Annotated in this window: 14 protein-coding genes and 1 riboswitch; of the genes, 4 read left to right on the forward strand and 10 right to left on the reverse strand. The window is 63.8% G+C overall.

Translation table 11 applies throughout. From position 1 onward, the window contains the following. Positions 1-81 precede the first annotated feature (81 nt). The 3 genes from ispA to ribB all read right to left on the reverse strand — a co-directional run bounded on the left by ispA (position 82) and on the right by ribB (position 2,107). On the reverse strand, positions 82-969 hold the full coding sequence (gene ispA / locus ACJA3S_RS02725; RefSeq protein WP_406820757.1) for a (2E,6E)-farnesyl diphosphate synthase: 888 nt from the start codon (positions 967-969) through the stop codon (positions 82-84). Further along, positions 966-1,208: an exodeoxyribonuclease VII small subunit gene (locus ACJA3S_RS02730; protein WP_003255380.1), complete on the reverse strand. Its 243-nt coding sequence runs from the start codon at positions 1,206-1,208 to the stop codon at positions 966-968. Before ACJA3S_RS02730 ends, ispA begins: the two co-directional genes overlap by 4 nt. A gap of 248 nt (positions 1,209-1,456) precedes the next feature. Further along, entirely contained in the window at positions 1,457-2,107 is a 651-nt protein-coding gene (ribB, locus tag ACJA3S_RS02735; protein ID WP_406820758.1) for a 3,4-dihydroxy-2-butanone-4-phosphate synthase, read from the reverse strand. A gap of 80 nt (positions 2,108-2,187) precedes the next feature. Then, positions 2,188-2,329, reverse strand: a riboswitch (FMN riboswitch). A 92-nt stretch (positions 2,330-2,421) separates the two neighbouring features. On the opposite strand from ribB, the gene ACJA3S_RS02740 reads away from it, so the two are divergent. After that, positions 2,422-3,627, forward strand: coding sequence for an RtcB family protein (locus tag ACJA3S_RS02740; protein ID WP_200626189.1), 1,206 nt, complete (start codon positions 2,422-2,424; stop codon positions 3,625-3,627). Between the two features lie 64 nt (positions 3,628-3,691). On the opposite strand, the gene ACJA3S_RS02745 is transcribed toward ACJA3S_RS02740, so the two are convergent. From ACJA3S_RS02745 to ACJA3S_RS02755, 3 genes are all read right to left on the reverse strand, one after another. Beyond that, the gene (locus ACJA3S_RS02745; protein ID WP_406820759.1) at positions 3,692-4,582 is read right to left on the reverse strand and encodes an alpha/beta hydrolase; all 891 of its coding nucleotides are present in this window, start codon (positions 4,580-4,582) and stop codon (positions 3,692-3,694) included. 82 nt (positions 4,583-4,664) lie between these two features. Then, positions 4,665-6,011, reverse strand: coding sequence for a histidine kinase sensor domain-containing protein (locus ACJA3S_RS02750; protein WP_406820760.1), 1,347 nt, complete (start codon positions 6,009-6,011; stop codon positions 4,665-4,667). Beyond that, a complete protein-coding gene (locus ACJA3S_RS02755) occupies positions 6,011-6,703 on the reverse strand; it encodes a response regulator transcription factor (RefSeq protein ID WP_406820761.1) in 693 nt (230 codons plus the stop codon). The genes ACJA3S_RS02750 and ACJA3S_RS02755 overlap by 1 nt, the downstream gene beginning before the upstream one ends. 182 nt (positions 6,704-6,885) lie before the next feature. On the opposite strand from ACJA3S_RS02755, the gene ACJA3S_RS02760 reads away from it, so the two are divergent. The 3 genes from ACJA3S_RS02760 to ACJA3S_RS02770 all read left to right on the forward strand — a co-directional run bounded on the left by ACJA3S_RS02760 (position 6,886) and on the right by ACJA3S_RS02770 (position 10,048). After that, positions 6,886-9,063: a TonB-dependent siderophore receptor gene (locus tag ACJA3S_RS02760; RefSeq protein WP_406820762.1), complete on the forward strand. Its 2,178-nt coding sequence runs from the start codon at positions 6,886-6,888 to the stop codon at positions 9,061-9,063. 322 nt (positions 9,064-9,385) lie between these two features. Then, complete coding sequence (locus ACJA3S_RS02765) at positions 9,386-9,628, forward strand: hypothetical protein (RefSeq protein WP_406820763.1); 243 nt, start codon at positions 9,386-9,388, stop codon at positions 9,626-9,628. Positions 9,629-9,784: 156 nt separating this feature from the next. Next, positions 9,785-10,048 carry a DUF3077 domain-containing protein gene (locus ACJA3S_RS02770; protein ID WP_406820764.1) on the forward strand — a complete coding sequence of 88 codons (264 nt, stop codon included), beginning with the start codon at positions 9,785-9,787 and terminating at the stop codon, positions 10,046-10,048. A gap of 31 nt (positions 10,049-10,079) precedes the next feature. On the opposite strand, the gene ACJA3S_RS02775 is transcribed toward ACJA3S_RS02770, so the two are convergent. The 4 genes from ACJA3S_RS02775 to ACJA3S_RS02790 are packed head-to-tail and all read right to left on the reverse strand — an operon-like array spanning position 10,080 to position 13,940. Continuing rightward, positions 10,080-10,772, reverse strand: a complete 693-nt coding sequence (locus ACJA3S_RS02775) for a c-type cytochrome (protein WP_406820765.1) — start codon at positions 10,770-10,772, stop codon at positions 10,080-10,082. A gap of 9 nt (positions 10,773-10,781) precedes the next feature. Beyond that, entirely contained in the window at positions 10,782-11,861 is a 1,080-nt protein-coding gene (locus tag ACJA3S_RS02780; protein ID WP_406820766.1) for a copper resistance protein B, read from the reverse strand. Beyond that, positions 11,851-12,198, reverse strand: a complete 348-nt coding sequence (locus tag ACJA3S_RS02785) for a hypothetical protein (protein ID WP_406820767.1) — start codon at positions 12,196-12,198, stop codon at positions 11,851-11,853. The genes ACJA3S_RS02780 and ACJA3S_RS02785 overlap by 11 nt, the downstream gene beginning before the upstream one ends. Further along, positions 12,195-13,940 carry a copper resistance system multicopper oxidase gene (locus tag ACJA3S_RS02790; RefSeq protein WP_406820768.1) on the reverse strand — a complete coding sequence of 582 codons (1,746 nt, stop codon included), beginning with the start codon at positions 13,938-13,940 and terminating at the stop codon, positions 12,195-12,197. The genes ACJA3S_RS02785 and ACJA3S_RS02790 overlap by 4 nt, the downstream gene beginning before the upstream one ends. Positions 13,941-13,997 lie beyond the last annotated feature (57 nt).

Below are 13,997 nucleotides of genomic sequence, written 5' to 3' on the forward strand. Positions count from 1 at the left end.
AGGGTATTCAGTTTTCTAGCCACTGAGGCGTCTGTGGCCGCTGGCTTGCCGGCGATGGGCCGCACCGCGGCCCCAATCAAATCAGTTGCGGCGCTCGACGATATAGCGCGCCAAGGCTCGCAGCGGCTCGGCTTTTTCGCCAAAACCATCCAGTGCGAGCAGTGCCTGGTCGCGCAGTTCGATGGCATAGGCCTTGGCCGCCTCCAGGCCCAGCAGCGCCGGGTAGGTCGGCTTGTCGCGGGCGATGTCGGCGCCCTGACGCTTGCCAAGGGTGGCGGTGTCGCTTTCCACATCGAGGATGTCGTCCTGCACCTGGAACGCCAGGCCGATGGCCTGGGCATAGGCCTGCAAGGCATCCAGTTGCGCCTGTTCGGCGCGGGCGCTGGCCAGGGCGCCCAGGCGCACGCTGGCTTCGATCAGCGCGCCGGTCTTGTGCCGGTGCATGAACTCCAGCGCCTGCTGGTCCAGCTTCAGGCCCACCGAGCCGAGGTCGATGGCCTGGCCGCCGACCATGCCGGCCGGGCCGGCGGCCTTGGCCAGCGCCTGGACCATGGCCAGGCGGATGCTGTCGGCCTGCGGGCTCAGGCGTGGGTCGAGCAGGGCGCTGAAGGCCAGGCTCTGCAAACCATCGCCAGCGAGGATGGCGCAGGCTTCGTCGAAGGCCTTGTGAGTGGTTGGCTGGCCCCGACGCAGGTCGTCGTCGTCCATGGCCGGCAGGTCGTCATGCACCAGCGAGTAGGCGTGGATGAGTTCCACCGCGCAGGCCGCGCCGTTGGCCTGTTCGGCCGGGGCGCCCAGGGCTTCGCAGGCCGCATAGGCCAGCAACGGGCGCACGCGCTTGCCGCCGTTCATCACGCTGTAGCGCATGGCGGCGTAGAGCCGCTCGAGTTCACGGGTGGGGGCGACGAACAGCGGCTCGAGTGCGGCGTCGACCCGCGCCTGGCAGTTGGCCTGGTAGGTGCCGATCATGCTTCCGGCTCCGCGTCGAACGGCTGCGCGGCGAGCTCGCCGTCGCGTTCCAGCAGGATCTGCACCTTCTGCTCGGCCTGGGCCAGGGCACCCTGGCAATCACGGGTCAGGGCGATGCCTTGCTCGAAGGCGGCCAGCGACTCTTCCAGCGACAATTCGCCGTTCTCCAGGCGCTCGACCAGGGCTTGCAGGTCTGCGAGGGATTGCTCGAAATCGAGGGAGGCTTTTTTGCGGGCCATGGCGACTGTCTCGGTGGCATTCAGAACGGCGCGACACTAGCAGAGCGGGGCGGGGGGAGCAAACTTCCGGCCACCCGATCGGCTAACGCAGCCAATTGTGTAGGAGCGGCCTTGTGTCGCGAAAGGGCCGCACAGCGGCCCCAGGATGTCAGCGCAGATGCACAAATTGCTGGGGCTGCTGTGCAGCCCTTTCGCGACACAAGGCCGCTCCTACAGGCACTGTGCCAGTTCTGGACCCCGGTGCGGTGTCAGGCTGGCTCTGCTTCCAGCTCCAGCATGGCCTCACGGTAGCGCGCCAGTTCCTCGATGGTCAGCACCGGCAAATTGTACTGCCGTGCATACACCGCCACCTGCTCGCCGCGGGCCATGCTGCCATCGGGGTTCATCAGCTCGCACAGCACCGCCGCCGGGCGCAGGCCGGCCAGGCGCGCCAGGTCCACCGAACCTTCGGTGTGGCCACGGCGGGTCAGTACCCCGCCATTGCGCGCGCGCAGCGGGAATACATGGCCCGGGCTGACGATATGGCGCTGCTCGGCAGTAGAGCGCAGCGCCGCGCCGATGGTGGTGATGCGGTCCTGGGCGGAAACCCCGGTGCTGATCCCTTCGGCCGCCTCGATGGTGACGGTGAAGCCGGTGCCATGGCGAGCCTGGTTGTTCTGCACCATCGGTGCCAGCTGCAGCTCGTCGACAGTGGCTTCGTCCAGGCACAGGCAGACGATGCCGCTGCAATCGCGAATCATCATGGCCATGGTCTGCAGCGAAATGTTCTCGGCGGCGGCAATGATGTCCGCTTCGTCCTCGCGGTCGTCATCGTCGAGCAGCAGTACCGGGCGCCCGGCCTGGAAGGCGGCGATGGCGGCGGCAACATTGGGGAATTGCAGGTGGTGCTGGATGGACATGAAACGCTCCTCGTGAATGATCGATGAACGTCTCGGGGCGAACAAAATGCGCGCGCAGGGGCGCCCGGATGGCCCCTGCCTGACGCCTTCTTTCATCCGGACTATGACCGTCGGCCCTGGAATTGCACCAGATCTGCTGACCCCCGGCATGGCCGGGGCGCTCGCGGGCTCATCTTTCGATTTACCGCCGGTGGGGACTTTCACCCCGCCCTGAAGACCGGCCAAGCATACCGCACCTCGCCACCCCGCTGGCAACCCACGGCGCTACGACCTTTGGCGGTATCATGCCGGCATGGCCTTTCAGGAATAGCCCCATGGACATTCTCCAGGTTGCCGGCGGCAAGCCGGTCAAGTTATGGACCGATGGCGTGCCGGTCGAAGACGACGCCCGCCGGCAATTGCTCAATACCGCCAGGATGCCGTTCATCTTCAAGCACCTGGCGGTGATGCCGGACGTGCATCTGGGCAAAGGCTCGACCATCGGCAGCGTGATCCCGACCGTTGGCGCGATCATCCCCGCGGCGGTAGGGGTAGACATCGGCTGCGGCATGATCGCCGCGCGCACCTCGTTGCATGCCCGCGACCTGCCGGACCATCTGCATGGCCTGCGCAGCGCCATCGAGCAGGCGGTGCCGCATGGCAAGACGTTCGGCAAACATGACCAGGGCGCCTGGGCCGATGTGCCGGCCCAGGCCGACCAGGCCTGGGGGCGGTTGGCCGGGCGCTTCAAGGCCATTACCGACAAGTACCCGCGCCTGGCGAAGACCAACAACCGCCAGCACCTGGGCACGCTGGGTGGTGGCAACCACTTCATCGAGGTGTGCCTGGACGAGGCCGACCGTGTCTGGTTCATGTTGCACAGCGGCTCGCGGGGGGTGGGCAATGCGATTGGCAACCTGTTCATCGAACTGGCCCAGGCCGACATGCGCCAGCACCTGGCCAACCTGCCAGACAAGGACCTGGCGTACTTCGAGGAAGGCAGCCGCCATTTCGCCGACTACGTCGAAGCGGTGGAATGGGCGCAGGACTATGCCCGGCAGAACCGCGAGCTGATGATGCTGGCGGTGGTCGGGGCAGCCCGCAAGGTGCTGGGCAAGCCGTTCGAGGCCAGCCTGGAAGCGGTGAACTGCCACCACAACTATGTGCAGCGCGAGCAGCATTTTGGCCGCGAAGTGCTGGTAACGCGCAAGGGCGCGGTGTCGGCGCAGAAAGGGCAGCTAGGCATCATTCCTGGGTCGATGGGGGCCAGGAGCTTCATCGTGCGGGGGCTGGGTAACGAGGAATCGTTCTGTTCCTGCAGCCATGGCGCCGGCCGGGTGATGAGCCGGACCAAGGCCAAGAGCCGCTTCACCGTGGAGGACCAGCGACGGGCCACGGCGCATGTGGAATGCCGCAAGGACAAGGAGGTGATCGACGAGATCCCGATGGCCTACAAGGACATCGATGCGGTGATGCGCGCGCAGCAGGAATTGGTGGAGGTGGTGCACACCCTGCGCCAGGTGGTGTGTGTGAAGGGCTGACTGATGGGGGTATTGCCTGCCCTGGCCTCTTCGCGGCTAAACCGGCGAAGAGGCCAGTGCAGGGTTATCGGGACATCCCTTCAATCACCTGCTTCAGCGAGGCCGGTAACATCGGCCCATGCCCCAACCCGTCAAACCGCTCGAACCGTACCTGCAACCCCGGCACCTTGGCCAGGTCTGCCAGCAGCTTCCGCGCCGCCCGTTCGCCATCACCTTGCACCGGCATGCGCGGGTTGGCCGGCTCCTCACTTCCGCGCATCAGCAACAACCGAGGTCGGCTGCTGCCCAAGCGCTGACCAAGCCCCTGCGCTTCATGCACGATCGCACCGTCATGCCACCATAGCGATGGGCTGGCCGCCACATAGTCACTGAAAGCCCCAGGCCGGGTGAACAGTGCATGCAGCACAGCCAAGCCACCGTAGGAATGCCCCCACAGCGTCTGCCGCTGCGGGTCGATCGGTGCCACACCCGCCACCAGCGGCCGCATGCGCTCGCTCAGCAGATCGAGGAACGCATCCACGCCACCGCTCGGTTGCCCGGTCAGCGGGTCCAACTGCTCAGCCTGCCCAGGCAACGCCGGGGTGTAGTCATAGGTGCGCCCGACCCGCTCGATCCGCTGATCGGTCTGGTACCCCACGGCTACCAGCAATGGCGCCTGGCCGGCGGCAAGCTTGCCCAGCAGCCGGCTGTCCAGCGCCCCCAGCGCGGCGTTGCCATCGAGCATCCACAGCACCGGGTAACCCGCCGCTGGCGTTGGGCCGTCTGGTTTGCCGACCCACAAGCGGTAATGGCGCTGGCCATCGGCCGAGTCCAGGTCGAGCTGGCTGAAGCGGTAGGCCAGGTCCTGTCGCTGCAGCAGCGAGGTATCCATCCTCTGTTGAGGCTCGGGCTGCGCCAGGGCAGCCGGGGCCGCAAGGGCCAGCGCCAAAGCCAGCATCAAGGTCATCTTGCTCATCAGGTGTCTCGTCAGGGCTTTGCAAGGAGCGCAATGCTGGAACGCCCAGATGATAATCAGTCCTGATTGAGCGTAAAGCGCATTAACTTTCTAAACAGTCCTGGCCGATCGGCAAGGTCATGTGCAGGCACAGGCCCGGGTGACCATTGCTGGCCCACAAGCGACCGCCTTGCAGTTCGATGGCACGGCGGGCGATGGCCAGGCCCAGGCCGAAGCCCGCGCCGCTGTCGGTTAGCCGCTGGTAGGGCTTGAAGATGCGTTCGAGCTCGGCATGCGGCACCCCGGGCCCCTGGTCACTCAGGCGCAGGTGCCAGCAGTCGCCCTCGAGCCAGCCATCCAGGCTGACCCGTCCGTCGGCCGGCGAGTGGCGGATGGCATTGCGCATCAGGTTTTCCAGGGCTTGGGCCAGGCTGTCCAGGTGGGCTTGCACCACGCAGTCGGTGCCGAGCGAGCAGGGCAGGCGGGCGCGGTCCCAGCCGCTTTCGAAGCAGATGTCCTGGCACAAGGCTTCCCACACCGAAACCATCAACACCGGTTCGGTCGGCAAGCTGGGCTGTTCGGTGTCCATCCAGGCCAGGTCCAGCGTGTCCTCCAGCAGCTTCTGCATGTCGGTCACCTCGCGGTCCAGGCGCTCGCGCAACTGGGCCGGCGGCAAGCTGCTGTCATGGGCGATGCGCAGCCGCGCCAGCGGCGTGCGCAGTTCGTGAGACAGCGTGCGCAGCAACAGGCGCTGCTGCTCCAGGCTCTGGCGCAGGCGCCCGGCCATGTGCTCGAAGGCCTGCGCCAGCTCCCCAAGCTCATCGCGCCGCGCCTGCAGGGGCAGGGCCGGGCTGTCGAGGTCGTCGGCACGCAGAGCGTCGGCGCGGTCGCGCAGGCGGTTCAGTGGCACCACAAGGTGGCGGTACAGCGCCACCACCAGCAGCAGGGCGAGCAGCGTGGGGGCAACGCCATGGGTGACCACATGGGTCCATGGGGTAAGCCCGGTGGGCAACAGGCGCTCAGGCAGTTGCATTACCAGGCGGCCGTGCTCAGGGTGTTGCGGAAACTCGATGCTGACGTAGGGCAGTTCATCCTGCAGGCGCCGGCTCATCGGCCAGTCGAGCTTGCGCATGAAGGTCAGGTGGCTGGCTTCCTCAGCGCTCAGTGGGGTGCTGCCAAGGCTCTGCAGGTGCGGCCCGACCAGCGCCACCCAAGTGCCCTCGGCCTGTTCCAGTTGCCTGCGCCAGGCCTCGGCAGCCTCCGCGCCGCCTTGCTCCCAGGCCTGTTCGGCTTGCTGTGCAAAGCGCGCCAGGTAGTCCTGGTCGGCTTGGGACAGGAAGTAGGTACTGCGCTCCACCGACAGGCCCCAGGTCCAGATCAGCCAAGTCAGCAACAGGCAGAAGCCGACCTGCAGTACGGCCAGTTTCCATAGCAAGGGATGACGGCGCATCAGGCGTGTTCCGTATTGACCAGCATGTACCCCTGGCCGCGTACGGCCTGGATCTGCAGGTGCTGAGCAGCGATGTCGGCCAGCTTGCGGCGCAGGTTGCACACATGTACATCCAGGCCGCGGTCTAGTCGGGTGTAGGCCCGGTGCAGCACGGTCTGGTAGAGAAATGGTTTGCTCAAGGCTTCGCCGGGGTGGGCCCGCAGGGTGGCCAGCAAGCGGAATTCGGATGCGGTCAGACCGGCAGCCTTGCCGTTGTGGACAACGTCCTGGCGGTCCTGGTCGAGCATCACCCTGCCGACGTCGGCACGCAGCGCCGTACCGCGATCGAACGCCACACGCCGCAGCAATGCATCGACCCGGGCGTCCAGCTCGGCCAGGCTGAAGGGCTTGGGCAGGTAATCGTCCGCGCCACGGGTAAAGCCAGTGATGCGATCCTGCTCGGCCCCCAGCGCCGACATCAGCATGACCGGCACCGCCTGCTGCCGGCGCAACGCGTCGAGCAGACTGAGGCCGTCGATGCCCGGCAGCATGATGTCCAGCAGCACCAGCTCGAACCGTGACTGTTGAATGGCATCCAGGGCCTGGGCGCCAGTGGCACAGGCGTGCACCGAAAAACCGCGGTTGAGGAAATGCCTTTCCAGGTCCTGACGCAGGCGTTGGTCGTCTTCGGCGAGGAGGAGTGAGGTGGGCACGGCGAGCCTTGAATGAGAATTCGTATCAGTTGCGAATCATCCCATTGCCGGCAGGGCGAGAGCAACGCCTGGATGTGTTAAGAAGGTTAATCCTGCTGCACCCCTGGGTTCCCTTCGGTATCGTTCGCAAAAAGCAACTTGTTTCGTTTGCGAATTACTACCATTTGGGGGAAGGGTGTGTCATGAGCAGTTTCAAAAAGTTGGGGGACCCGCGACGGGTTCGGGGCTGGCTGGTGCTGGGGCTACTGGCGCCGTTTTCATTGTCGGCACTGGCCGAGACGGTGGCGACCCAGGCGGCTGCCGAGGACAGCGCGCTTGACCTGCCGGCATTGACCATCGAAGGCAACCGCCTGTACGACATGCTGCCGTCGGAAGAAACCGGTGGCTACAGCGTGGATGCCGCCACTGTGGGCACCAAGACCCCCGCAGCGCTCAAGGACATTCCGCAATCGATCACGGTCTACACCCAGGACTACGTCAAGGACCGTCGGTTCGTGCACCTCGATGACCTGGCCAAGTACACCGCCGGCCTGCGTACCCTGACCAACGACAGTGGCCGCTCATCGATCTACGCCCGTGGCTACGAGTACAGCGAGTTCAATATCGACGGCCTGCCGGCGCCCATGGCCAGCATCTTCGGTACGGTACCGTCGCTGGCGGCGTTCGACCGTGTCGAGATCATGCGTGGCCCGGCCGGGCTGTTCAGCAGCACCAGCGAACTGGGCGGCATCGTCAACATGGTGCGCAAGCGCCCGACTGCCGAGTTCCAGGGCCACGTCGAAGGCAGCTATGGCACCTGGGACACCAACCACGAGGAAATCGACCTGAGCGGGCCGCTGGATGATGCCGGCCGCGTGCGCGGGCGCTTCATCGCCTCGCGTGACGACACCAATGGCGAGGTCGACTACAACGCCAACACCAGCAACAGCTACTACGGTGCACTGGACGTCGACCTGGACGACGCCACCACCCTGTCGTTCGGCCTGATTCATGAAGTGAAGAACCTAACCCCGCACAACGGCTATCCGGCAACGCTGTCCGGCGAAGTGCCCGACTTCAGCCACTCGAAGTTCCTGGGGGCCGACTGGAACTACTTCGACGGCAAGACCACTGATCTGGTCGCCGAGCTGACCCACCGCTTCGACAATGGCGGCTATGGCCGTGTCGCTGCCCGTGGCTCGCACCGCGACACGAATTACCTGTATGCCTTCACCGCGACCAACGCCACCACTGGCGCCAACTCCGAGCGCGCCAGCGCCCGCGATTTCACCCAGGACACCTACTCGCTGGACGCCAGCTACAGCCAGCCGTTCGAAACCTTCGGCCAGGTCAGCGAGTTCGTGGTCGGCAGCGACTACAAGAACTACGACACCGAGTACCTCAACGGCACAACCAACCTGGGCGCCATCAACGTCAACACCTACTCGCCGAAGCAGTTCGCCAAGCCAGCGCCGAACTACAGCACCGAGACCGGTACGCAGGAAGAGGAATACGGCCTGTATTCCAAGGTCACCTTCCGCCCGGTCGAGCGCCTGGCGCTGATCGCCGGGGGGCGCTTCAGCTGGTATCGCGGGGATTTCTACACCACCACCCTCAGTAGTGGCGCCACCACCAACGACAGCAAGCGCGTGGATGGCCACTTCACCCCGTATGGCGGACTGGTCTATGACCTGACCGACAACCATGCGCTGTACGCCAGCTATTCGCAGGTGTTCAAGCCGCAGTCCGACACCGACAGCAATGGCCGGGTGCTCAAGCCGCGTGAGGGCGAGCAGTACGAGTTCGGTCTCAAGAGCAGCTACTTCGGCGGCGACCTGAATACGCGCCTCTCGGTGTTCCGCCTGACCGACAAGAACCGCGCGACCACCGTGTATGACGCCGACGGTGTGGCTACCACTGACTCTGTTGCATCCGGCAAGACCCGTGTGAAGGGCGCCGAAGTGGAAGTGAGCGGCAAGCTGACGCCGAACTGGGAAGTGCTGGCCGGCTACACCTGGATGGAAACCGAAACCCTCAAGGGCGATGCCGAAACCACCTTTTTCATCATGCCGCGCAACCAGGCATCGCTGTGGAGCAAGTACACCATCGGCCAAGGGCCACTGAACGGCCTGGCCATTGGTGGCGGCATTTCGGCGATGAGCAACTTCCATTCCGAGAACGGCGGTGTGCGCATCGACGCGCCAGGCTATGCGACCGTGGATGCAATGCTGTCTTATCCGGTTACCTCGAAGCTGACGGCCACCTTCAACATCAACAACCTGTTCGACCGGGACTACCTGTCGCGGGTGGGGTCGACCTCGACGTTCAATTTCTACGGGCCGTCGCGAAGCATGATGGTTGGGGCGCGGTATGACTTCTGATAATCAGATTTTTCCCGTTGCGCGTAGGCCATTTCTGAAATAGCTTCCTACCGCCTTTGCGCCATTGCGGTGGTGTTCTCAGCGGCCTAGTCTGGCCCCGTCGTTGCCAAATCAGCGACCGGGCCTGCAAGCCTGCAGACGATTCAGTACCGCTTTCCAAGTTGCCGCGTGCCGGCGATTTCGGTCAATGGTGGCTGCGTGCGGGAGATCTTCGGATCTGCCGGTTTATCGTCTGTCCGGTCTTGCAGACCCGTACGTAGCCGCCACCCATCAACTGCAAGTGATGTCGTGGCTGTCCCTTCGGAACAGACGAGATTACACCATGCTCAAGATTGTCCCCGATCCACCCCACGATATTCATGCCCTTGAAGACACCCTGATCCAGGCCACGGATTATGCGCTGTGCGCTGCGACCGTCGTGCGCCAGGCAATGCTGCTGCAGCCCAAGTCACCGGCATCGATCCTGATGATGACCTCGATGCATGAGCTGGAGACGCTGCGGGCTTTGCTTGAGTCGGCACTGGTTCAGGTGCAGATGCCCGCTGAGCCTCGGACTTTGCACTGAGGTTTGAGTGTTGCTTTGTCTGGGCTGGCCTCTTCGCGGGTAAACCCGCTCCCACAGGATCTCCACAGGCCTTGAGGTAGATGCAGTACCTGTGGGAGCGGGTTCACCCGCGAAAGGGCCCGTCCAGGCAGTCGAGAACTTTCAGGGGATTCAAAAATGACCACAGAAGACACCCAATTCACTGTCGGTAAAACCACCTTCTACCAAGGCGAGAACGGCACCCACCCACTGTTCCGCATCGAGCCCGGCATCCCGTGCGAGGATGCCCGCGAGCAGGCCTCGGAACTGATGGGCTATGTCCGCGAGTTGACCATCACCGGCCTGATGGATGAAAAACCGATGATGATCTGGGCGGCGCACTACCTGAGTGCGATGGCCAAGGCGCTGATGGATGATGCTGAGCTAGGCATGAAGCACTGAGACGGGAGGCCTGCTTCGGACCGAGCGGCCTTCAGTTCCCATGGGCGTGCGCTTTGCCATCACGGTGCATATGTGTCTTCGGAACTGGGCTGTCGGGTGCCGGATGATGCGCTTCTGAATTGCTCATTGCGTGGTGGCCCGCGCGCTCAGACGCGTGGCCGCCGTGCTGGCCTTCATGGTTGTGCATTTGGCTTTCGCCACCGCCATGCTGGTGGCCGCTGCTGCTTGCTACCAGCGCGTTGTACTGCTGGGTGTCGAGCTTGGGCAATTGGTCGAGGAAGGCCACGATGCCCCAGATGTATTCGTCACCCATGCTTTTGCCCCAGGCCGGCATGCCAGTGGCCTTGATGCCGTGCTTGATGATCCAGAACGCTGCGGCAGGGTCGCCGCCGATGCCACGGGTGGCCAGGTTGGGCGGCGAGGGGTACAGCGCCTGGCTGAGCTCGGTTTGCTCCACGCCTGGGGCCAGGTGGCAACCGATGCACATGGCATTGTAGTTACCCGCGCCAGTACGGATCAGGGCTTCGTCTTGCAGGTCGGGCACTTCGATGTCGTTGGCACGTACCGCAATGGAACGGTCCCGGGCCATGGCCAGAAAGGCATGCACGGCGGGGAAGTGCGGGTCGTCGGCGCCGACGTTGACCAGGCCGGAGTAGGCGGCACCCAGCACTGCCGCGCTGGTCAGCGCGCCGGCCATGACAAGCGTTGTTATTGTTTTCTTCATGTCAGGGTCTCAAAACCACATGCGGATACCGGCGACGAAACGCGCTTCATCCACATCGCCACCCTCATCCCGGACGAAATCGGCAGTTTTGCCATAGGAACGTTTCCAGGTGATGCCGATGTAGGGAGCGAACTGGCGGACAATCTCGTAGCGCAGGCGCAGCCCGACCTCGGTATTGGCCAGGCCGGAACCTACGCCGCGCTCAGGGTCGTTCTTGCCGTAGAAGTTGGCTTCAGCGGTTGGCTGCAGGATCAGGCGGTTGGTCAGCAGGATGTCGTAGTCGCCTTCCAGGCGAGCAGCAGCCTGGCCGTTCTCGCCAATGAATGCGGTGGCTTCGGTCTCGAAGTCGTACAGCGCCATGCCCTGGATACCGAATGCCGCCCAGGTCTGGGGCGATTCGGGCTTGAAGTCCTGGCGCACCCCGGCAACCACATCCCACCAAGGGCTGACCGAGCGGCCGTATAGCAACTGCAATTCGGCATCTTCGCTGACGCCGTTGGTGCGTTCGCCTTCGGAGCGGATCCACAACCGGTTGATATCGCCACCTATCCAGCCTGATGCATCCCAGGCCAGCGTGCTGCCTTCGTCCGCATCCTGGTACTCCAGCTGATCCAGCAGCAGGAAGCTGTTGATTGCGCTGTCGTGCATCTGGTGCCCACCCAACGGGGGGAAGGCTGCCTCGCGGTCCGCATCCGTCAACACCGGGATCGGGGTACGGCTGGTCGTCGTCGGTGCCTCTGCCGAGCCGTGATTCATCGTCGAGTGGTCCATGTCCTGCATGCTGCCGTGGTTCATCTTGCCATGGTCCATGCCCTGCATGCTGCCGTGGTTCATCTTGCCATGGTCCATGCCCTGCATGCTGCCGTGGTCCATCTTGCCGTGGTCCATGCCCTGCATGCTGCCGTGGTCCATCTTGCTGTGGTCCATGCCCGGCATCGAATCGTGCGACGAGCCGCTATCCATCGGCATGGCATCGTGCCCCATGGCCGAATGGTCCATTGCCCCGGCGGCGAAGCTGGGCGCAGTGCCCAGCATGCCCAGGGCAACGCCCCATGCCAGCAGCGATGGTCGTGCCAGGCTATTGAGCATCGTTCCCTGCCTTAGCTTTATCGCTGCCATGCGATTCCATCATCTTGCCATGGTCCATGCCTTGCATCGCGCCATGGTCCATTCCCTTCATGGTGCTGTGGTCCATGCCTTTCATGGCGTCATGGTTCATGCCCTGCATGTTGCCGTGGTCCATGCCTTTCATGGCGCCGTGGTCCATGCCCTGTGCGCCTTTGGCGTTTGCAGCATTGGCCGGTTGTTTGCTGGTGTCATCGGACCACGAGGAGGGTGCATGGATAGCAAGCAGGCCCGCCATCGCGGCAGAGAGGAAAAACGCGCTTCGTTTCATGGCTTTGCTCATCTCGGATCTCCAGTTCATTCGTCCACACGGACTTCTCGGAACATGCCCATTTCCATATGGAACAGCAGGTGACAGTGATAGGCCCAACGCCCCAGGGCATCTGCAGTGACGCGATAGCTGCGTTTCGAGCCCGGCGGCATGTCGATGGTGTGCTTGCGCACCATGAAGTTGCCGTGCTCATCCTCCAGGTCGCTCCACATGCCATGCAGGTGGATGGGGTGAGTCATCATGGTGTCGTTGACCAGGGTGATACGCAGGCGCTCGCCATACTTCAGGCGCAGTGGCTCGGCATCGGAAAACTTGATGCCGTCGAAGGACCAGGCGAATTTTTCCATGTGCCCGGTGAGGTGCAGTTCGATTGTGCGCCCCGGCGCGCGGCCGTCCGGGTCAGGGAAGGTGCTGCGCAGGTCGGCATAGGTGAGCACGCGGCGGCCATTGTTGCGTAGCCCAATCCCGGGATCGCTCAGCTTTGGCGCCGGCGACATGGTCTGCATGTCGACCAGCGGGTTGTTGGTCTCGGAGGCCGGGTGACGTTGCATGGCCGAGCTTGTGCCGGTCATGGCGCCGTGGTCCATGCCGGCCATGCTGTTGTGGTCCATGCCGGCCATGCTGTCATGGTCCATACCGCCCATGTCGCCATGGTCCATGCCCATATCGTTCATCGAGATGATGGGGCGTGGATCCACGGTTGGCACAGGCGCCTGCAAGCCCTCGCGAACAGCCAGGGTGCCCCTGGAATACCCGGTACGGTCCATGGACTGGGCGAAAATGGTGTATGCCTGCTCGCTTTCAGGTTCGACGATGACGTCGTAGGTTTCGGCAACGGCGATGCGCAACTCGTCGACCGAAACGGGCTTGACGTGCTGCCCGTCTGCCGCGACAACGGTCATCTTCAGGCCGGGAATGCGCACGTCGAAATAGGTCATGGCAGAGCCGTTGATGAAGCGCAGGCGGATTTTCTCGCCCGGCTTGAACACGCCCGTCCAGTTACCGTCCGGCGCCTGGCCATTCATCAGGTAGGTGTAGGTGTAGCCACTCACGTCGGCGAGGTCGGTGGGGCTCATCTTCATCTCGGCCCACATCTTCCGGTCGGCTAGCGCAGCCGCCCAGCCCATTTCGCTGACATCGTTGACGAAGTCACCCACCGTGCGCTTGTGGTAGTTGTAATAGTCCGACTGCTTCTTGAGCTTGGACAGCACCCGGGCAGGGTCTTCGTCTGTCCAGTCGCTGAGCATCACCACGTAGTCCCGGTCGTAGCTGAACGGCTCGGGCTCTTTCGCATCGATGACCAGGGCGCCGTACACCCCAACTTGTTCCTGGAACCCGGAGTGGCTGTGGTACCAGTAGGTACCATTCTGCTGGACCTTGAACCGGTACTCGTACATGCCGTCGGGGGCGATGCCGTGGAAGCTCAGGCCCGGCACGCCGTCCATGTTGGCCGGCAGGATGATGCCGTGCCAGTGAATGGAGGTGTCCTGCTGCAAACGGTTACGCACACGCAGGGTGACGGTGTCGCCTTCGCGCCAGCGCAGGATGGGCCCAGGCACGGAGCCGTTGATGGCCATCGCCGTGCGCTTGGCGCCGGTAAAATTCACCGGCAGTTCGCCGATGTACAGGTCAAAATCGGTGCCCGTCAGTACATGCGGTTGGCCAGGGCTGGTCACCGCCCAGACCGGCGCGCGCCACATGCCCAACCCGCCAAGCAGTCCGGTAGCGGCCAGGCCTTTGACGAAGGAGCGTCTCGTGGTTTTGCTTTGCATGCCGTTGCGTCCAGTCAGTCGATAATTTTTCGATAAGCATCAACAGACTGCAGGCTA

Source organism: Pseudomonas sp. KnCO4 (assembly GCF_045344305.1).
GTDB lineage: Bacteria > Pseudomonadota > Gammaproteobacteria > Pseudomonadales > Pseudomonadaceae > Aquipseudomonas > Aquipseudomonas anuradhapurensis.